At 60.7% G+C, this 19,192-nt stretch carries 15 protein-coding genes and 1 pseudogene; 5 read left to right on the forward strand and 11 right to left on the reverse strand.

What is annotated here, in order from left to right; genetic code table 11:
• The first annotated feature begins 6 nt into the window (after positions 1-6).
• From J7655_RS06815 to J7655_RS06825, 3 genes are all read left to right on the forward strand, one after another.
• The gene (locus J7655_RS06815) at positions 7-651 is read left to right on the forward strand and encodes a YecA/YgfB family protein (protein WP_230927120.1); all 645 of its coding nucleotides are present in this window, start codon (positions 7-9) and stop codon (positions 649-651) included.
• 108 nt (positions 652-759) lie between these two features.
• On the forward strand, positions 760-1,503 hold the full coding sequence (locus tag J7655_RS06820) for a class I SAM-dependent DNA methyltransferase (RefSeq protein WP_230927121.1): 744 nt from the start codon (positions 760-762) through the stop codon (positions 1,501-1,503).
• Positions 1,504-1,672: 169 nt separating this feature from the next.
• Positions 1,673-3,772, forward strand: a complete 2,100-nt coding sequence (locus J7655_RS06825; protein WP_230927122.1) for a TonB-dependent receptor — start codon at positions 1,673-1,675, stop codon at positions 3,770-3,772.
• A 152-nt stretch (positions 3,773-3,924) separates the two neighbouring features.
• Here the strand turns inward: J7655_RS06825 and J7655_RS06830 are convergent, their stop codons facing one another.
• Positions 3,925-4,620 (reverse strand): GNAT family N-acetyltransferase, encoded by a 696-nt coding sequence (locus J7655_RS06830; protein WP_230927123.1) that lies wholly within the window; start codon positions 4,618-4,620, stop codon positions 3,925-3,927.
• Positions 4,621-4,766: 146 nt separating this feature from the next.
• On the opposite strand from J7655_RS06830, the gene J7655_RS06835 reads away from it, so the two are divergent.
• Positions 4,767-5,102, forward strand: coding sequence for a hypothetical protein (locus J7655_RS06835; RefSeq protein ID WP_420850935.1), 336 nt, complete (start codon positions 4,767-4,769; stop codon positions 5,100-5,102).
• Complete coding sequence (locus tag J7655_RS06840) at positions 5,086-5,277, forward strand: DUF1289 domain-containing protein (RefSeq protein ID WP_064495220.1); 192 nt, start codon at positions 5,086-5,088, stop codon at positions 5,275-5,277. The genes J7655_RS06835 and J7655_RS06840 overlap by 17 nt, the downstream gene beginning before the upstream one ends.
• Positions 5,278-6,135: 858 nt before the next feature.
• On the opposite strand, the pseudogene tnpC (J7655_RS06845) reads toward J7655_RS06840, so the two are convergent.
• The 10 genes and pseudogenes from tnpC (J7655_RS06845) to J7655_RS06890 all read right to left on the reverse strand — a co-directional run bounded on the left by tnpC (J7655_RS06845) (position 6,136) and on the right by J7655_RS06890 (position 18,752).
• Positions 6,136-7,695 (reverse strand): annotated as a pseudogene (gene tnpC / locus J7655_RS06845) (IS66 family transposase).
• 59 nt (positions 7,696-7,754) lie between these two features.
• Positions 7,755-9,338, reverse strand: a complete 1,584-nt coding sequence (gene tnpC / locus J7655_RS06850) for an IS66 family transposase (protein WP_230927125.1) — start codon at positions 9,336-9,338, stop codon at positions 7,755-7,757.
• Positions 9,339-9,357: 19 nt separating this feature from the next.
• Complete coding sequence (gene tnpB, locus J7655_RS06855; protein ID WP_003460146.1) at positions 9,358-9,717, reverse strand: IS66 family insertion sequence element accessory protein TnpB; 360 nt, start codon at positions 9,715-9,717, stop codon at positions 9,358-9,360.
• A gap of 96 nt (positions 9,718-9,813) precedes the next feature.
• The gene (gene tnpB / locus J7655_RS06860; protein WP_230927126.1) at positions 9,814-10,047 is read right to left on the reverse strand and encodes an IS66 family insertion sequence element accessory protein TnpB; all 234 of its coding nucleotides are present in this window, start codon (positions 10,045-10,047) and stop codon (positions 9,814-9,816) included.
• Between the two features lie 32 nt (positions 10,048-10,079).
• Positions 10,080-11,639: an IS66 family transposase gene (tnpC, locus tag J7655_RS06865; RefSeq protein ID WP_230927127.1), complete on the reverse strand. Its 1,560-nt coding sequence runs from the start codon at positions 11,637-11,639 to the stop codon at positions 10,080-10,082.
• A gap of 19 nt (positions 11,640-11,658) precedes the next feature.
• On the reverse strand, positions 11,659-12,018 hold the full coding sequence (tnpB, locus tag J7655_RS06870; protein ID WP_003460146.1) for an IS66 family insertion sequence element accessory protein TnpB: 360 nt from the start codon (positions 12,016-12,018) through the stop codon (positions 11,659-11,661).
• Between the two features lie 69 nt (positions 12,019-12,087).
• The gene (gene tnpB, locus J7655_RS06875) at positions 12,088-12,249 is read right to left on the reverse strand and encodes an IS66 family insertion sequence element accessory protein TnpB (RefSeq protein WP_230927128.1); all 162 of its coding nucleotides are present in this window, start codon (positions 12,247-12,249) and stop codon (positions 12,088-12,090) included.
• Positions 12,250-12,692: 443 nt separating this feature from the next.
• Complete coding sequence (locus J7655_RS06880; RefSeq protein WP_230927129.1) at positions 12,693-14,015, reverse strand: P-loop NTPase family protein; 1,323 nt, start codon at positions 14,013-14,015, stop codon at positions 12,693-12,695.
• A 70-nt stretch (positions 14,016-14,085) separates the two neighbouring features.
• A complete protein-coding gene (locus J7655_RS06885; protein ID WP_230927130.1) occupies positions 14,086-15,336 on the reverse strand; it encodes a ribonucleotide-diphosphate reductase subunit beta in 1,251 nt (416 codons plus the stop codon).
• A gap of 509 nt (positions 15,337-15,845) precedes the next feature.
• On the reverse strand, positions 15,846-18,752 hold the full coding sequence (locus tag J7655_RS06890) for a ribonucleoside-diphosphate reductase subunit alpha (protein WP_230927131.1): 2,907 nt from the start codon (positions 18,750-18,752) through the stop codon (positions 15,846-15,848).
• Between the last annotated feature and the right edge of the window lie 440 nt (positions 18,753-19,192).

Raw genomic sequence — 19,192 nt, forward strand, 5'->3', positions numbered from 1 at the left:
GTGGCGATGGACAACAGAGGGTTGGAGAAGCTCGATCAGTGGCTGCTCAAGTACGGCAACGATGACTCGATCCTCTCGGCCAGCGAGCTGGACGGCTTCTTCGCCGCTATCGTCTCCGCGCCGCGCCAGGTCGCGCCGGCCGTGTGGTACTCGGCGATCTGGGCCGATCAGCCGCCACAATGGCCGAGCGACAAGGATGGCGAACGTTTTATGAAGCTGGCCGTCGAGCTGATGAGCGAGGCCGCCTACATGCTCGCCGAAGAGCCGGACGACTACGAAGCGATCTTCCTGGCCGACAACAACGGCAAGGGCGAGAAGCTGATCGTCTCGGAGTGGTGCGCGGGTTACCTGCGCGGCGCTGCAGTGGCCGGCTGGCTCGATGCATCGCTGCCGGAGTCGGTGGCGGCAGCGCTGAAGCTGATCACCCTGCATGGCGATGAAAGCGGCAGCGCGACGCTCAAGGCCATGTCCGATGCCGAATACGACGCCAGCACGGCGCTGCTCGAACCCGCCGCCGTCGAGCTTTTCCAGTATTGGCAGGAAAACCTGGACCCGCTGCTGCCGGTGCGCCGCGAGGAGGCTAAAGTCGGGCGTAACGACCCCTGCACCTGCGGCAGTGGCAAGAAGTACAAGCAGTGCTGCATGCGCTGAGTCGTGACCCGCTGTACATGCATGCCGGTGCGCGTCTGCATCGGCTGCGCGTCGTTTTGGCGGCGCTTGGGATATGATGCGCACCTCACGATTCAGCGGCGGTTCAACATGCCTGGCAATGCGCTCTACACCGACCTGTCAGGCTATTACGACCTGATGTGCGCGGACATCGACTACGCCGCGCAAAGCCATTGCGTGCAGCGTGTGCAGCAGTTGTTCGGCAATGGCGGCAGGCGTCATCTCGACCTGGCCTGCGGTACCGGCCCACATGTGCGTCACTTTCTCGATGCCGGCTATGCCAGCAGCGGCCTGGACATCAACCAGCCAATGCTCGACCGCGCCGCCCAGCGCTGCCCCGAGGCGCATTTTGCCCTGCAGGACATGTGCGCCTTTGAGGTCGACGCACCGCTGGATCTGATCACCTGCTTTCTCTACTCCATCCACTACAGCGCCAGCATCGAACGGCTCAAGGCCTGCATCGCCAGCGTGCACGGCGCCCTGGCCGCTGGCGGGGTGTTCTGCTTCAACGCCGTGGACAAGCGGCGCATCGACAACGCCTTATTCGTCTCTCACAGCGCACGACATGAGCACGCGCAGTTTCGCTTCAGCTCCGGCTGGTACTACCAGGGGGAGGGTGAGCAGCAGGCGCTGCGTTTGCGTATCGAGCGCAGCGTGGCGGAGCAGACCGAGGTTTGGCACGACGAGCACCCGATGGTGGCGGTGAGCTTCGCCGAGCTGCAAAGCCTGCTGGCGCCGTACTTTGAGGTGCAGGTGCTGGAGCACGACTACCAGCGGCTACTGCCCTGGGATGGTCAATCGGGCAATGCATTGTGGGCCTGCGTCAAGCGCTAGGCCGGCCAAGGTTGTCGGCATCAGTACCCAGCAAGCACTGATATTTCGCATTTTGCATGCGTCCCGGCAGAGCCTCGATGCAGGGCAAATAAATACTTCTAAATATTAAATGAAAAAAATTATCATGCGCGCCCGCTAATAACTCGCTAATGACTGGATGCGTGCCGAGATGTTCTTCCTTTCGCGACTGACCCCTATTACGCTGGGCTTTTCCGTTCTACTGACAACCGGCTTTGCCTGCGCTGCACCGGCCAACCTGCCTGAGACCGTGGTCTACGGTGAGGCCGACGAGGAGGCCGACAGTCCACGGGTCAAGGAAGTCAGTACCGCCACCCGCACGGCTACCCCGGTGCGTGACGTGCCGCAGGCCATCGACGCACTGAAGACCAGCAATGTGCTGAACTATGGCACCAATGATCTGGGCAAGGCGCTCAGCGGCCTGCCCAACGTCAGCAGCGGGGCGGATACCCGTTTCGACAGTCTGCGCATCCGTGGCTTCGATGCCAGCAACGACTTCTACCTGGACGGCGTGCGTGACGACAGCCAGTACGTGCGCGACCTGCACAACATCGAGCGCATCGAAGTGCTCAAGGGGCCGGCAGCCGTGCTCTACGGGCGTGGCAGCCAGGGCGGTATCGTCAACCGTATCAGCAAGGCGCCCGAAGCCGGGCGCCGCTCCACGCTCGAGGCGCAAGGCAGCAGTGAAGACCTGCGCAGCCTGTATGCCGACCTCAGCGCCGACCCCACCGACACCATCAGCCTGCGCCTGAACATGGGCAACGAGGACAGCAACAGCTTCCGTGATGGCGTCTCCAGCCATCGCCAACTGTTCGCGCCGTACATGAGCTGGCAACTGACGCCTGAGCTGAACTGGCTTGTGCAGTACGAATACAGCCGCTTCGACCGCACCCCGGATCGCGGCATTCCCGGTGTTGGCGGGCGCCCGGCGGACGTCAAGCGCGGCACCACCTACGGCGATGACCGCGACTACATCGACGACACCACGCAATCACTGCGCTCCAGACTCACCTACGAACTGAGTGACAACTGGCAACTACGCCATACCGCCAGCCTGTTCAAGCTCGACAGCGACTTCGACAACACCTACCTAACCGGCTTCAACGCCGCTACTCAGCGCGTGACCCGGCAGCGCTGGCAGCAAGATCTGCGTACCCAGAACCTGTTCAACAACCTAGTGGCCGAAGGCACCGTCGACACCTTCGGCTTCGAGCATCGTCTGCTGACCGGTGTGGAAATCGGCAGCCAGCGTCGTGACCCGAAACTTTACAGCGCGCTCGCCGTCAACCAGGGGGGCCAGGCCGTACCCACGCTCGACCTGTACAACCCGGATCGCAGCCAGAGCCACCGGGGCGCCATGACCCTTTCCAGCAACAACCACACCGAAGTCGAAAGCCGTGGCCTCTACGTGCAGGATCAACTGCGTATCAATGACCAATGGCAACTGCTGGCCGGCCTGCGTTACGACGAATTCGAGGTGGCCACCACCAACAAGCTGCGCAACCTCAAGGAAGACCGCAGCAGCTACGGCCTCAGCCCCCGCGCCGGTATCGTCTGGACGCCGCTGCAGCATCACGCCTTCTACGCCTCCTGGAGCAAGACCTTTTCCCCGGTCGGCGGTGGCCTGATCGGCATCACCCCGGGCGCCTCGGGCAATGGCAACGAACTCGAGCCCGAACAGACCCGGCAGAAGGAAGTCGGTATCAAGAGCGACTGGCTGGACGAGCGCCTGAGCACCACCCTGGCCATCTACGAGCTGGAACTGTACAACCGCCGCACCACTGACCCGAACGACCCGACCCTGACCATCCTCACCGGCCTGCAGCGCTCGCGCGGCATCGAATTGACTGCCACCGGCCGACTGGTCGGCAACTGGTACGTGCGTGGCGGCATCGGCCTGCAGGACCCCAGCATCGTCAAGGACAAAAACGGCCTGGAAGGCAACCGCGTCAGCAACGTTGCCAAGCGTAATGGCAGCCTGTTCATCACCTGGAAGCCCGAGCTGGGCTGGTACGCCGAAACCGGCGTGACCCTGGTTGGCCAGCGCTTTGCCGACAACCAGAACACCACCGTACTGCCTGGCTATGGCGCCTGGGACGCGCTGGCCGGCTACCGCCACAAGGACTGGGACGTGCGCGCGGCGCTGAACAACATCACCGACCGCACCTACTACAGCTCCGCCACCAGCGCCGGGCAAATCCGCCTGGGAGACCCGCGTAATCTGGTGGTCAGCGCCAGCTACTCGTTCTGACCGGGCCAGAGCCCCTGTCGTAATGCTCTATCAGCGTTGGCGGGCGTTCAACGTCCGCCCACTGCGCGTGTGCAGGCGCGATGTCGGTTGACCGCAACAGGTGATGGCGCTCGGCGTTTCGTGAAGCCCCGCGCCTGGTGTGGGGCATCGCCTCAATGCAGCGCGCGTGAAGGCAGACGCTCGTCGACCAGTTGCTGTGCCTGCAGGGCGAGCGCGTCGAGGTGCGCGTCACGCTGTTTTTCCGCCTGTTGCATGGCGCGCTGGCCGTGCTGCTTGAGCAGGTAGGCGTGAATCTGCCTGACCTCCGTGGAGGCAAACACCGGTGCCAGGTCGGCGACCGCGACCATGCCACTGGAGCGATAGTCACGGCTGCTCATCACCACCAGCGCACCTTGCGCGGCCAGCACCCCCAACCCCAATGCTTCAAACAGCGGCACCTTGGCTGCCACGCAGGCCAGCTCCAGGTGCGGGCGTAGCTCCAGCACGCGTTGCAGCAGTGCGCGGCCGATGCCCTGACGGCGGTGTGCGGCATCGACTGCCAGATAGGCGAGGGTGCAGGCGGCAGCATCGTCCGGGCTGGGCAGATACAGGGCAAACCCCAGCACGCGGGCCGGGTCTTCAGCGTCCAGCGCCAGTAGCAACTGCACCGGGCCATCGGCCTCGCCGTTCATGGTCTGCAGGTGCAGATGCAGCTCATAGCCGATCACGTACTGGTACAACTGATACAGCGGATTGCTTGGCAGCAGCGGTACTGCGCTGACATCGGCGAAGTAGTCCACCACCATCTGCTGCACTTGGCTCTTCAGTGACTCGGGCGGCGGGCTGCTGAGGTGGGCAAGGGTGAACATCGGTATATGGGGTCCGCTGGAAAATGCGTGGGCCGTGGATTGTAACCTGCGGCGGCATTGTTCGACCTCGAGCCATCTGCTGCCTCTGGCCGTTGAGCGCCTCGGGTAAGATGGCGGCGCAGCGAACTCAGACCCAGAAGAACCTTATGCCGTCGCCAAAACGAAAATACTCAGCTGTGGAGCGCGAGCTGATCCGTACCCTGACCCTTGCCTGTGAAACGGCGAAAAGCGAAATCGTCGGCTTCCAGTGGCTGACCCATGACGTGGACTACGAGCGGTTTCCGCAGAGCCTGCGCGTGACCTGGATGTTCGACAGCGAGGCGAGCAGGGCACGCACACTCGCCAGTTCGGACAAGGCGCGAATGCTGGAACTGACGCAGGCCGCTTTCGATGAGGTGGGCATCAGCGTTTCCAGCATCGCCGACCACGTAGCGTTCTCGGTCGAACGACCGGCAAGGGACAAGCGTGGCCAAGGATATTGAGAACCCCTGCGTGTCGCTGTGCCAGCTCAACAGTGAGCTGTGCGTCAGTTGCGGGCGCACGCGTGAGGAAATCCGCAAATGGCGGGGCATGAAACGGCCCGAGAAGATGGCAACCGTGCAGAAGGCCGCAGCGCGGATGAAGGCGATTGCCAAGAAGAAAGGTAAAGGTCAGTAGTGTGGATGACGCTTTTTCATCCGCCATTGCGATGGTAGCCGGCTCACTTCCCTTCGGCGTGAACCCGCCGCTTCTACGTTGTTGCTGATACCGGTTCCGCCCTTACGGCGGGTCACTTCTGGCAAACGCCCCAGAAGTAACCAAGAGGGCTTGCCCCTGGCATCCGGCCCGACTTCGTCGGGTCCCCTCGCTCCATCATTGCTCCAGGGGCACGCCGCGAAGGGCCATCCCTGGCCCATCGCGGCTCTCGCGGCATCCATGCCGCTCAACCCCTTGCACAACGATTCTACTCGGCCTCCTGACGGGGGCGTTTGGCGTCGTCTGCGAGATTGGTGCTCCAGCACTAAAGAGCTAGAGCATGGCGGCAGCGCCACGATGCTTTCGGGATGTTCTGAAAATGTCATTTATCGTCACTCCCGCGAAGGCGGGAGCCCAGGACGCTCGCAAGTTCTGGATTCCCGCCTTCGCGGGAATGACGACTTTTTCAGGGTTTCCTTGGCTCTGCTTTTTCTTTTGATTTACCTACACAGTCAGACCAGGCGACTCGGTTTCCGAATCCCGTCAGGAGGCCGAAACGTAGCGAAGCGGAGTAACAGCCGAAGGCTGGCCCGTAGGGCGAGCGCAGCGAGTAGTGGAGGTGCTGTGGAGAGGGGCGTTTGGCATGGATGCCAAACGAGGAACGATGGCCGGGGCCGCCTAGGTAGGGATGGCCCACCGTGACGACCCTCGGAGCAGCGCCGGAGCGAGGGGAGTTGAGCGCAGCGAAACCCGGATGCCGGGCGCGCTTTCTCTTTGGTTACTTTCTGCGCGAGTAAAGTAAGCGCTCCATAAACCCCGTCCTAGCGGACGGGGTTGTTTTCAGGAAGCAGCTGGCGCTGGCGAGCAGTTCCACGGCAACAGCGCTTCGTAGCCTTCGACGCTGTTGACCTGAGGCAGGCGCTCAAGGATGTGGCGCAGGTAGGCGTAGGGCTCCTGGCCATTGGCTTTGGCGGTTTCGATCAGACTATAGATCTGTGCGCTGGCCGTGGCGCCTTTGGGTGTGTCGCTGAACAGCCAGTTTTTGCGGCCGATGACGAACGGGCGGATGGCGTTCTCGGCGCGGTTGTTGTCGATGGGCAGGTTTCCGCCTTCGATGTAGCGCTCCAGGCGGCTCCAGTTGTTGGCCAAGTAGTTCACCGCCTTGCCCAGGGAGGTCTGTCCGGCGACCTGCGGCTGAGCTTTGTCGAGCCAGGCTTTGAGCTGGTCGAGCACGGGTTGACTGCGCTGTTGGCGGGCGCTCAGGCGTTCAGCGTCGCTGGCGTCTTTCAGCTCGCGCTCGATACCGTAGAGTTTGTTGATCAGGTTCAGGGCCATGTCGGCTCGCCCAGTTTTGCCTTTAGGCTGCACCTTCTGCGCCTCGATAAATTTGCGCCTCGCATGGGCCCAGCAGGCCAGCCGCTCGATGCCCGCTTGCGCGGCCACGGCGTTGTAGCCGGAGTAGTCGTCGGTCATTAAATAACCGCAATAGCCGGTGAGCAGGCGCAAGGGTACGTCCTGCGCACGACTGGTTGTGTAGTCGAAGAGGACCACCGGCCTGTCTGGCGGGCCGCCGGTTTGCACCCACATCCAGGATTGGCTGCTCGGGTCGCGCCCCGGTTCTTTGAGCACCTGCACCCGGGTTTCGTCGCAGTGCAACACCGGATAATCCAGCAGCGTGTCGCGCATCAAGTTGAGCAAGGGTTGCAGATAGTCACCGCATTGGATCACCCAGCGAGCCAGGGTCTGCCGTGGGATGTCGATGCCATGGCGATGGAGGACTTTCTCGAAGCGATACAGCGGCGTGCCGTCAACATACTTGGTGCTCAGCAACATCGCCAACACGCTGGGCGTAGCCAGGCTTTTCTCGATCAGTTACGCGGGCTTGTCCGCGGTGATCGGGGCGGCTTCGCAGGCTTTGCAGGCGTAGGTCTTACGGATATGGCGGATGACCCGCACCTGCATCGGGATGATTTCCAGCTGTTCGCTGGTTTCCTCACCGATCACTTGCTTGCAAGCACCGCAGGCACAGGTCAGCTCGTGCTCGGGCAGCTCATGGATAACCTCAACGCGCGGCAACTCAGCCGGCAGTGGCTTACGCTTGCCACGACGTTTGACCGGCGCGACGACGTCTTCCTCGATCTCTTCGGCAGTAGTTTCGGGCGCGGCTTCGGTGAGGCTTTCGGCTTCGTTGAAAATCTCCAACTGCGGCGAGTCAGGATCGGCCGTCTGCTCGGATTTTCGACCGAACAGGCGTTGGATCAGCAGTGCGTTTTGTTCGCGCAGGTGCTCGATCTGCCCGTCCTTGTCCTTGGCCAATTTCTGTGCAGAAGACAGCACCTCAGCGAGCAATTGCTTGAGCACTGCGGGGTCGTCAGGAAGGGTTTCAGGCACGGAAATCATGCCATGGATTATACGTAACCGCTCCATAAACCCCACCTACTGCTGATGGAGCGGGTCTGTCAGGATGCGCTCACTGGCGAGCAATTCCACGGCAGCAGCGCTTCGTAATCCTCGACGCTATTGGCGGCCGGCAGGCGTTCGAGGATGTGGCGCAGCCAGGCGTAAGGCTCCTGGCCATTGGCCTTGGCGGTTTCGATCAGGCTGTAGATCTGCGCGCTGGCCGTGGCCCCCTTGGGCGTGTCGCTGAACAGCCAGTTCTTGCGCCCGATAACGAACGGGCGGATGGCGTTCTCCGCGCGGTTGTTGTCGATCGGCAGATGTCCACCTTCGACGTAGCGCACCAGCTTTCTCCAGTTGCTGGCCAGGTAGTTCATCGCCCTGCCCAGCGCCGTCTGCCCGACGACCTGCGGCTGGGTCTTGTCCAGCCAGGTCTTGAGTTGATCGAGCAGCGGCTGGCTGCGTTGCTGACGGGCGACCAGGCGCTCGGTATCGCAAGCGTCCTTCAGGTCACGCTCGATGCCGTAGAGCTTGTTGATCAGGTTCAACGCCATGTCGGCACGGCCGGTTTTGCCCTTGGGTTGCACTTTCTGCGCCTCGACGAACTTGCGCCGCGCATGCGCCCAGCAGCCGAGGCGTTCGATGCCTTCTTGCGCGGCCACGGCGTTGTAGCCGGCGTAGTCGTCGGTCATCAGGTAGCCGCGATAGCCGTCGAGCAAGCGCAGCGGCACCTCCTGCGCGCGGCTGGCGGTGTAGTCGAAGAGGATCACCGGCTTATCCGGTGGTCCACCGCTTTGTACCCACATCCAGGACTGCGCGGTGGGATCGCGTCCCGGTTCATGCAGTACCTGCAAGCGCGTTTCGTCGCAGTGCAAAACGGGGTATTCGAGCAACTTGTCGCGCAGCAGGTTGAGCAGCGGTTGCAGTTGCTCGCCTCTCTGGATCACCCAGCGCGCCAGGGTCTGGCGCGGGATCTCGACGCCGTGGCGGCTGAGCATCTTCTCGAAGCGGTACAGCGGGATGCCGTCGGCGTATTTGGTGGTCAGCAGCATCGCCAGCACACTGGGGCTGGCCAGGCTCTTCTCGATCAGTTGGGCCGGCTTGTCGGCAGTGATCGGCGCCGCTTCGCAGGCCTTGCAGGCGTAGGTCTTGCGGATATGGCGGATGACCCGCACCTGCATCGGGATGATCTCCAGCTGCTCGCTGGTCTCCTCGCCGATGACTTGTTTGCAGGCGCCACAGGCGCAAGTCAGCTCGTGCTCGGGCAGGTCGTGGATGACCTCGACACGCGGCAGGTTGGCCGGCAACGGCTTGCGCTTGCCACGGCGCTTGACCGGCGCAACGATTTCTTCGGCTTCGGCTTCGGCTTCGGCTTCGGCTTCGGCTTCGGCTTCGGCTTCGCTTGGCGCGGCGGACAGCGCTTCGATCAGCTCTTCGGCCTCGTTGAACATGGCCAACTGCGGCGAGTCGGTATCTTCAGGGCTGCGCTCGGACTTGGGCGAGAACAACTTGTGGCGCAGCAGGGCGACCTGTTCCTGAAGTTGTTCTATGCGAGCATCTTTCGCAGCCGCCTGTTCACTGGCCAGCAGCAGTAAATGCTTGAGCAGGATTGGGTCGTCAGGAAGGGGGGCGGGCACGGCGATCATGGCCGTGGATTATACCGGCTCAGGTCACGAAACGCGGCGTCAGTATCTGGTGCGGACGGTTGCGCCACAGGTCGATGCCGTCGAGCAGCCAGTTCAACTCATCGACCGTCAGCTCGATGGCCTCGTCGCCGGCATCGGGCTTGGTCTTGAAGCGTTCGGCTTCCAAACGCTTGAGCCACAGGCAGAAGCCATTGCGCTCCCAGTAGAGGATCTTGACCTGACTGCGGGTGCGGTTGAGGAACACGAACAGCACGGGGTTGAACACTTCCACCTTGATGTCCAGCTCGACCAGAGCGGCCAGGCCGTTGATGGATTTGCGGAAATCGACGGGCTTTGGGTAGAGATAGACCTTCTGCACCTTGGCGTCGGGACGCATCATGACGGAGCTCCACGGGAAAAAATGGGGAGCCCAGCATCCGGGAACGGACAGGTCAGTTGAAGGTGGGGTTTATGGAGCGGTTACGATTATACCGGCTCAAGTCACGAAACGTGGTGTCAGCACCTTGTGCGGTTGATTGCCCCAGAGGTCGATGCCCTCCAGCAACTGATTCAATTCCCGCACCGTCAGCTCGATCGCTTCGTCACCGGCATCCGGTTTGGTCTTGAACCGCTCGGCCTCCAAGCGCTTGAGCCACAAACAGAAACCGTTACGATGCCAATACAGAATTTTCACTTGGTTGCGCGTGCGGTTGAGAAGTAACCGCTCCATAAACCCCACCTACTGCTGATGGAGCGGGTCTGTCAGGATGCGCTCACTGGCGAGCAATTCCACGGCAGCAGCGCTTCGTAATCCTCGACGCTATTGGCGGCCGGCAGGCGTTCGAGGATGTGGCGCAGCCAGGCGTAAGGCTCCTGGCCATTGGCCTTGGCGGTTTCGATCAGGCTGTAGATCTGCGCGCTGGCCGTGGCCCCCTTGGGCGTGTCGCTGAACAGCCAGTTCTTGCGCCCGATAACGAACGGGCGGATGGCGTTCTCCGCGCGGTTGTTGTCGATCGGCAGATGTCCACCTTCGACGTAGCGCACCAGCTTTCTCCAGTTGCTGGCCAGGTAGTTCATCGCCCTGCCCAGCGCCGTCTGCCCGACGACCTGCGGCTGGGTCTTGTCCAGCCAGGTCTTGAGTTGATCGAGCAGCGGCTGGCTGCGTTGCTGACGGGCGACCAGGCGCTCGGTATCGCAAGCGTCCTTCAGGTCCCGCTCGATGCCGTAGAGCTTGTTGATCAGGTTCAACGCCATGTCGGCACGGCCGGTTTTGCCCTTGGGTTGCACTTTCTGCGCCTCGACGAACTTGCGCCGCGCATGCGCCCAGCAGCCGAGGCGTTCGATGCCTTCTTGCGCGGCCACGGCGTTGTAGCCGGCGTAGTCGTCGGTCATCAGGTAGCCGCGATAGCCGTCGAGCAAGCGCAGCGGCACCTCCTGCGCGCGGCTGGCGGTGTAGTCGAAGAGGATCACCGGCTTATCCGGTGGTCCACCGCTTTGTACCCACATCCAGGACTGCGCGGTGGGATCGCGTCCCGGTTCATGCAGTACCTGCAAGCGCGTTTCGTCGCAGTGCAAAACGGGGTATTCGAGCAACTTGTCGCGCAGCAGGTTGAGCAGCGGTTGCAGTTGCTCGCCGCTCTGGATCACCCAGCGCGCCAGGGTCTGGCGCGGGATCTCGACGCCGTGGCGGCTGAGCATCTTCTCGAAGCGGTACAGCGGGATGCCGTCGGCGTATTTGGTGGTCAGCAGCATCGCCAGCACACTGGGGCTGGCCAGGCTCTTCTCGATCAGTTGGGCCGGCTTGTCGGCAGTGATCGGCGCCGCTTCGCAGGCCTTGCAGGCGTAGGTCTTGCGGATATGGCGGATGACCCGCACCTGCATCGGGATGATCTCCAGCTGCTCGCTGGTCTCCTCGCCGATGACTTGTTTGCAGGCGCCACAGGCGCAAGTCAGCTCGTGCTCGGGCAGGTCGTGGATGACCTCGACACGCGGCAGGTTGGCCGGCAACGGCTTGCGCTTGCCACGGCGCTTGACCGGCGCAACGATTTCTTCGGCTTCGGCTTCGGCTTCGGCTTCGCTTGGCGCGGCGGACAGCGCTTCGATCAGCTCTTCGGCCTCGTTGAACATGGCCAACTGCGGCGAGTCGGTATCTTCAGGGCTGCGCTCGGACTTGGGCGAGAACAACTTGTGGCGCAGCAGGGCGACCTGTTCCTGAAGTTGTTCTATGCGAGCATCTTTCGCAGCCGCCTGTTCACTGGCCAGCAGCAGTAAATGCTTGAGCAGGATTGGGTCGTCAGGAAGGGGGGCGGGCACGGCGATCATAGCCGTGGATTATACCGGCTCAGGTCACGAAACGCGGCGTCAGTATCTGGTGCGGACGGTTGCGCCACAGGTCGATGCCGTCGAGCAGCCAGTTCAACTCATCGACCGTCAGCTCGATGGCCTCGTCGCCGGCATCGGGCTTGGTCTTGAAGCGTTCGGCTTCCAAACGCTTGAGCCACAGGCAGAAGCCATTGCGCTCCCAGTAGAGGATCTTGACCTGACTGCGGGTGCGGTTGAGGAACACGAACAGCACGGGGTTGAACACTTCCACCTTGATGTCCAGCTCGACCAGAGCGGCCAGGCCGTTGATGGATTTGCGGAAATCGACGGGCTTTGGGTAGAGATAGACCTTCTGCACCTTGGCGTCGGGACGCATCATGACGGAGCTCCACGGGAAAAAATGGGGAGCCCAGCATCCGGGAACGGACAGGTCAGTTGAAGGTGGGGTTTATGGAGCGGTTACGTTGAGAAAAACGAACAACGCCGGGTCGAACACCGCCACCTTGATATCCAACTCGACCAAGGCGGCCAGACCGTTGATGGATTTGCGGAAATCGACCGGCTTGGGGTAAAGGTAAACGGCTTTGACCTTGGGGTCGGGACGCATCATGGGCTGGGCTCCAGGAAAATCGGGAGCACAGCATCTGTGGGCCTTCACTTCACTTGAAGGTGTGGTTTGTGGAGCGGTTACCGAGTAAAGAGAAACGGAGCGAAGCGCAGTAACAGCCGCAGGCTGGCCCGAAGGGCGAGCGAAGCGAGTCAAGTGACTCGCCGTAAGGGCGAAAAGGTGCATGAGTGACGCCGGTAAATCGTGGTCTGTCCCCGATTTCCGTGTCCCCGATTACCGTCCAGAAAATAAATTTGTTCCCTTTACCTTCCGGGCGCGTCGGTAATTGGACATGGCGGCTCATCCTTGAGCGGTGGCGGTGCCTGAACCATGGTGGACAAGCTTCGCGTTGTCCACCCGGCGGCGGTTATTTCGTCGTAGGGTGGATGACGCTTTTTCATCCACCGTTTGCGGCGGTTGTCCGAGCTACTCGCTTCCAATATCAGTTAATTTTCAGCAGAGCTCTCGTACTCGATTACTGCGTAGTCTTCCTTGAGAGTGATAAAGATTTGTCTGATTAACTGTGGCTGAGTTTGTTTGTCATCTGTGTGTTGGAGAGATTGAGCGTATGCGCGATGGAATTGGTCTGTAAATGCATATAGTCCGGAGTTGCTGTCGTGTCTCAGGATTGAGCCGTACTCTGGGTCTACCAATTTGGCTAGGTGAGACTTTAAGATTTGATCTGTGTAAGTCGGTTCATTTTCTTTGATTCTTTTGAGTAAGTTGAACCTGGCAAGGCCTCTTTCTGGTGCCAGTGATAGCGCTTTGATGATAAGTGTAGAGCTATCAAACTTTGTGCTTCTTCTGATTTTCAATGCTTTGTCAAAAGAGTTTTTTAAGGAGTCTGATGCGCTTCTAATGTATTTTTCGACTGCGTTGTCGAAGTTTTCATCATCTATTGCGGTTTGGGTGCTTTGTTTGTATTTTATGTTTGCACTAATGCACATGTTAAGGCAGAGTCTGTGGCATATTGATGCTATGCCGCATGCGTACTTAACCACCTTCCGTTTTGCGCTTGGGGTGAATCTTATATTAAGAAGTTGCTCGCCTTTAGTGATGATGGAGAAGAGTTCTTCTTCGGTCATCAGTGGGACAGCAATTTCTGCCACTCTCTCTTTCATTTCCTTGTCGTAGTCAACGACTTGACGTGCAGTGTCCACGGCTCCGAGGCAAACGATTTTTACGGTTGGATACTCGTATGCTAGATCCATGAATACTTTCAGAAGCTGAGAAAGCTTTTCCTTTTCTGCTGCTTCGATTTTGTGGAAGTCTTCTATTACCCAGCATTGCCCCGAGTTTCCGATTAGCCTACCCAGCGCCTGAGGGGTAAGTTGTGGAGGTAGAACTCTCTTTTCTGTAGCGCTGATGGCCTTGGTTTTAGCTGCTTCAAGCGAGGATTTAATGGATGAGTATGAGGCAGCAATATTTGCCTTCACGCTTTCGCTTGTTGAATTTGAGCGATCAGACTCATAAAAGGGTGCTAATTGATCAAATGCCTCTGTAAGGATTTGCTCGAAGGTCATTCCCTTCATGCATCTGGTTGTAATGTGGTGGGAGTAAATCTGTCCTAACTTGTTGGTGAGTAGCGTAGTTTTTCCGCTACCAGTATGCCCATACACAACTACCTGTGTTCCTGGCGTCTCTAGAGCATCGACTAGGTCGTTATTGACAATGTCCCGGTCAATGAACGTAAGCTTGGCTGGTTGGGTTGGGGTAAATACATTGTGGACAGTGTATGGGCCAGTGTCCTGACCAAGAAACTCAATCATCCTGTCTCCAAGCTGCTCCCCCTTCTGAGGAGCAGCTACATCGTGGACGTTTTAATGTGTTGAACCCAACTCAATCCCAGCTCAACGCCCCACCAGTCTGATACTCGATCACTCGGGTCTCGAAGAAGTTCTTCTCCTTCTTCAGGTCCATGATCTCGCTCATCCATGGGAAGGGGTTGGTGGTGCCCGGGTACTCTTCCTTCAGGCCGATCTGGGTCAGGCGGCGGTTGGCGATGAATTTGAGGTAGTCCTCCATCATCGCGGCGTTCATGCCCAGTACGCCGCGCGGCATGGTGTCACGCGCGTATTCGATCTCCAGCTGGGTGCCCTGCAGGATCATCTGGGTCGCTTCGTCCTTCATCTGGGCGTCCCACAGGTGCGGGTTCTCGATCTTGATCTGGTTGATCACGTCGATGCCGAAGTTCAGGTGCATGGACTCGTCACGCAGGATGTACTGGAACTGCTCGGCGGTGCCGGTCATCTTGTTGCGGCGGCCCATGGAGAGGATCTGGGTGAAGCCGCAATAGAAGAAGATGCCTTCTAGTACGCAGTAGTAGGCGATCAGGTTGCGCAGGAACTGGCGGTCGGTTTCCGGGGTGCCGGTCTGGAACTTGGGGTCGGAGATCGAGCGGGTGTACTTCAGGCCCCAGGAGGCCTTCTTCGCGACGCTCGGGATCTCGTGGTACATGTTGAAGATCTCGCCTTCATCCATGCCCAGCGATTCGATGCAGTACTGATAGGCGTGGGTGTGGATCGCTTCCTCGAAGGCCTGGCGCAGGATGTACTGGCGGCACTCGGGGTTGGTGATCAGGCGGTACACGGCCAGCACCAGGTTGTTGGCCACCAGGCTGTCGGCGGTGGAGAAGAAGCCGAGGTTGCGCATGACGATGCGGCGCTCGTCTTCGGTGAGGCCGTCAGCGCTCTTCCACAGGGCGATGTCGGCGTTCATGTTCACTTCCTGCGGCATCCAGTGGTTGGCGCAACCATCCAGATACTTCTGCCAGGCCCAGTCGTACTTGAAGGGGACGAGCTGGTTGAGGTCGGCGCGGGCGTTGATCATCTGCTTGTCGCCGACCTGTACGCGCGCAGCGGCGCCTTCGAGGTCGTCCAGGCCTTCCTGGATGTCGAGGTCGTTCAGGGCTTTCTTGGCGCGGGCGACGGCGTCGGAGTCGTTGGCGTCGACGGCGCGCGCCTGCTCGACCGAGCCGGCAGCTTCGCTGTCGAGCTTGTCGAAGTGGGTGCCGGCGTTTTGTACGTTGGCGTTTTGTGCGACGGCTGCTTCTGCACCGTCTTCCTTATCGAATTCATCCCAGCTCAGCATGGCTTGGCTCCTGCGTGAGGGCCGGTGAATAAACCGGCCTGTATGGATATACAGATAATTTGAGTAATTATGTTCCGTTGCGTAATGCGCGCAAGGGTAAAACGGGTACCGCTGGTCAGTAGGCGGTGGTTTGCCGGTTGACCGTTGCCCTTCGACCCGGAGGAGGAGGGGCGGGAATTTGGTGGGGAGGGGTGGCCCTGTAGGAGCGGATTTATCCACGAATTTCACGGCTGAAGCCGCTCCTACGAAAAGCCTTGCCCTCTCCCTAGCCCTCGGTTCGGGTTTCCTGCTTCACCCTACCTCCTGCATCCCTGCAGTCGTCTCCCGCAAGCGGGAGAGGGGACTGATCTGCGTGTTGCTCTAGCTTTTCATCCAACTTTCGAGCGTGCAGCTGAGCGAGTGAGCGCTAGGCGCCTGGTAGGTCGGAGGCCCTGAGCGTACTTCAGTACGTGATGGGGGCCGGCCTACCGGGCAACGACGCGGGCGCCGCTCAGATCCACGCGAAAGCCTTATTGGCAAGCCTCGCAGTCGGGTTCGTCGATTGCACAGGCCTTTGGTACTGGCGCCGGGACCGGAGCTGCCTGCTGGGCAGGAGCCTGGGCCTTGGCCGAGAAGCCTTCGTCGCCACCGGCGGATACAGCATTGAGCTTGCCGGTGTTGATGGTGGACTTCTCGGTGCTGGTAGCGGCCAGGGCACGGAGGTAGTAGGTGGTTTTCAGGCCACGGTACCAGGCCATGCGGTAAGTCACGTCCAGCTTCTTGCCCGAGGCGCCGGCGATGTACAGGTTCAGCGACTGAGCCTGGTCGATCCACTTCTGGCGACGGCTGGCGGCGTCGACGATCCACTTGGTTTCCACTTCGAACGCGGTGGCGTACAGGTCTTTCAGGTCCTGCGGGATGCGCTCGATCTGCTGCACGGAACCGTCGTAGTACTTCAGGTCGTTGACCATGACCGGGTCCCACAGGCCGCGGTTTTTCAGGTCGCGCACCAGGTAGGGGTTGATCACGGTGAATTCGCCGGAAAGGTTCGATTTCACGTACAGGTTCTGGTAGGTCGGCTCGATGGACTGCGACACGCCAATGATGTTGGAGATGGTCGCGGTTGGCGCGATGGCCATGATGTTCGAGTTACGAATACCTTTTTTCACGCGCTCGCGGATCGGTGCCCAGTCCAGCGATTCGGACAGGTCGACGTCGATGTACTTCTGGCCACGGGCTTCGATCAGCAGTTGCTGCGAGTCCAGCGGCAGGATGCCCTTGCTCCACAGCGAGCCTTCGAAGGTGCTGTAGCTGCCGCGCTCTTCGGCCAGGTCACAGGAGGCCTGGATGGCGTAGTAGCTGATGGCTTCCATCGACTTGTCGGCGAACTCGACGGCGGCGTCGGAGCCGTAGGCGATGTGTTGCAGGTACAGGGCGTCCTGGAAGCCCATCAGGCCGAGGCCGACCGGACGGTGCTTGAGGTTGGAGTTACGCGCCTGATCCACGCTGTAGTAGTTGATGTCGATGACGTTATCGAGCATGCGCACAGCGGTCTTCACGGTGCGGCCGAGTTTCTCGATGTCCAGCTTGCCGTCGACGATGTGGTTGACTAGGTTGACCGAACCCAGGTTGCAGACAGCGATCTCGTCCTTGTTGGTGTTCAGGGTGATCTCGGTGCACAGGTTGGAGCTGTGAACCACGCCCACGTGCTGCTGCGGGCTGCGCAGGTTGCACGGGTCCTTGAAGGTCAGCCACGGGTGGCCGGTCTCGAACAGCATCGAGAGCATCTTGCGCCACAGGTCTTTGGCCTGGATGGTCTTGTACAGCTTGATCTTGCCGTACTCGATCAGGGCTTCGTAGTACTCGTAGCGCTCTTCGAAGGCCTTGCCGGTCAGGTCGTGCAGATCCGGCACTTCGCTCGGGCTGAACAGGGTCCACTTGCCGTCTTCGAAGACGCGCTTCATGAACAGGTCCGGAATCCAGTTGGCGGTGTTCATATCGTGGGTACGACGACGGTCGTCACCGGTGTTCTTGCGCAGCTCGAGGAATTCCTCGATGTCCATGTGCCAGGTTTCCAGGTAGGCGCAGACCGCGCCCTTGCGCTTGCCGCCCTGGTTGACCGCCACGGCGGTGTCGTTGACCACCTTGAGGAAGGGGACGACGCCCTGGGATTTGCCGTTGGTGCCCTTGATGTAGGAGCCCAGCGCGCGCACCGGGGTCCAGTCATTGCCCAGACCGCCGGCGAATTTGCTCAGCATGGCGTTGTCGTGGATGGCGCCGTAGATGCCCGACAGGTCGTCCGGCACGGTGGTCAGGTAGCAGGAGGATAGCTGCGGACGCAGGGTGCCGGCGTTGAACAGGGTCGGGGTGGACGCCATGTAGTCGAACGAGGACAGCAGGTTGTAGAACTCGATGGCGCGCTCTTCGCGGTTCTTCGGCTCTTCGATGGCCAGGCCCATGGCCACGCGCATGAAGAACACCTGCGGCAGTTCGAAGCGGATGCCGTCCTTGTGGATGAAGTAGCGGTCGTACAGGGTCTGCAGGCCCAGGTAGGTGAACTGCTGGTCGCGCTCGTGGTTGATCGCGGCGCCCAGTTTCTCCAGGTCGAAGGTCTTCAGCTTGGCGTCCAGCAGCTCGAACTCCACGCCTTTTTCGACATAGGCGGGCAGGGCCTTGGCGTACAGCTCGGCCATCTCGTGGTGGGTGGCGCTGGCGGTGATGTTGAGGAAGCTCAGGGCCTCGGCGCGGATGTTGTCCATCAGCAGGCGGGCGGTGACGTAGCTGTAGTTCGGCTCACGCTCGACCAGGGTACGGGCGGTCATCACCAGGGCGGTGTTGACGTCCTTCTCGGCCACGCCGTCGTAGAGGTTCTTCAGGGTTTCGCGCTCGATCAGGGCGCTGTCGACCTCGGCCAGGCCTTCGCAGGCTTCCTTGATGATGGTCTGCAGGCGGCCCATGTCCAGCGGCTGCAGTTCACCGCCAGCGGTGGTGATGCGGATGCTCGGGTGCGGCTGGGCGATGTCGCTGCCGGCACTGGCCTTGCGCTTGTTGGCCTGGGCTTCACGGTAGATCACGTAGTCGCGGGCAACCTTCTGCTCGCCGGCACGCATCAGGGCCAGTTCGACCTGGTCCTGGATCTCTTCGATATGAATGGTGCCGCCGGACGGCATGCGACGCTTGAAGGTGGCGGTGACCTGCTCGGTCAGGCGCGCGACGGTGTCGTGGATGCGCGACGAAGCGGCGGCGGTGCCGCCTTCTACTGCGAGGAAGGCCTTGGTGATGGCGACGGTGATCTTGTCATCGGTATAGGGGACGACAGTGCCGTTGCGCTTGATCACTCGCAGTTGGCCGGGGGCGGTGGCAGCTAGATCCTGGGCGGATTCAGCGGCCTGCGGTGCCACGGCCTGCGGGTTCTCGCGAGTAGTGTCGGTGTGCATGGAGATCTCCGTGTTCTGTAATTTTAGGTGGGACGACACGCGTGCTTGTCGTGCTCTGTCCGCCATTCATTCCATCAACAACTCGGGCCGTGCGCGGCAGCGACGCCGGGTACGGGGTGTTGCAAGAGCGGGCAGGGTGGGCACGACTTCAAGTGCCGTCCTGGCGCATCAGTCACAGCGGGGCATTACCACACCCCGCCTACTACATATAGTGGTCGACTGGCGGATAAGACCGCTGTCTGACCGGCTTACGCGCAACGTCGGGCGTTGCCGCGTGGTTGTGACCCAAGGCAGGCCTGGATCAGGTCGAAACCTTTGGCCGGAGCCTCTGAAAGACCCTGTGGAAAGGACTTGCACGATTGGCTCTGGTAGTGTCCGGTTTTTAGCTTTGACCCAATATCTGGTGGGTGCCGTGCGATGGGGGTACAAGATAGTGCGCT

Source organism: Pseudomonas wenzhouensis, assembly GCF_021029445.1.
Taxonomy (GTDB): domain Bacteria; phylum Pseudomonadota; class Gammaproteobacteria; order Pseudomonadales; family Pseudomonadaceae; genus Aquipseudomonas; species Aquipseudomonas wenzhouensis.

What these genes read in the sequence shown, in the direction of transcription:
- J7655_RS06815 (WP_230927120.1), top strand. Translation starts at nt 7, where the DNA reads ATGGACAACAGAGGGTTGGAGAAGCTCGATCAGTGGCTGCTCAAGTAC.
- J7655_RS06820 (WP_230927121.1), top strand. Translation starts at nt 760, where the DNA reads ATGCCTGGCAATGCGCTCTACACCGACCTGTCAGGCTATTACGACCTG.
- J7655_RS06825 (WP_230927122.1), top strand. Translation starts at nt 1,673, where the DNA reads ATGTTCTTCCTTTCGCGACTGACCCCTATTACGCTGGGCTTTTCCGTT.
- J7655_RS06830 (WP_230927123.1), bottom strand. Translation starts at nt 4,620, where the DNA reads ATGTTCACCCTTGCCCACCTCAGCAGCCCGCCGCCCGAGTCACTGAAG.
- J7655_RS06835 (WP_420850935.1), top strand. Translation starts at nt 4,767, where the DNA reads ATGCCGTCGCCAAAACGAAAATACTCAGCTGTGGAGCGCGAGCTGATC.
- tnpC (WP_230927125.1), bottom strand. Translation starts at nt 9,338, where the DNA reads ATGATCGCCGTGCCCGCCCCCCTTCCTGACGACCCAATCCTGCTCAAG.
- tnpB (WP_003460146.1), bottom strand. Translation starts at nt 9,717, where the DNA reads ATGATGCGTCCCGACGCCAAGGTGCAGAAGGTCTATCTCTACCCAAAG.
- tnpB (WP_230927126.1), bottom strand. Translation starts at nt 10,047, where the DNA reads ATGGAGCGGTTACTTCTCAACCGCACGCGCAACCAAGTGAAAATTCTG.
- tnpC (WP_230927127.1), bottom strand. Translation starts at nt 11,639, where the DNA reads ATGATCGCCGTGCCCGCCCCCCTTCCTGACGACCCAATCCTGCTCAAG.
- tnpB (WP_003460146.1), bottom strand. Translation starts at nt 12,018, where the DNA reads ATGATGCGTCCCGACGCCAAGGTGCAGAAGGTCTATCTCTACCCAAAG.
- tnpB (WP_230927128.1), bottom strand. Translation starts at nt 12,249, where the DNA reads ATGATGCGTCCCGACCCCAAGGTCAAAGCCGTTTACCTTTACCCCAAG.
- J7655_RS06880 (WP_230927129.1), bottom strand. Translation starts at nt 14,015, where the DNA reads ATGATTGAGTTTCTTGGTCAGGACACTGGCCCATACACTGTCCACAAT.
- J7655_RS06885 (WP_230927130.1), bottom strand. Translation starts at nt 15,336, where the DNA reads ATGCTGAGCTGGGATGAATTCGATAAGGAAGACGGTGCAGAAGCAGCC.
- J7655_RS06890 (WP_230927131.1), bottom strand. Translation starts at nt 18,752, where the DNA reads ATGCACACCGACACTACTCGCGAGAACCCGCAGGCCGTGGCACCGCAG.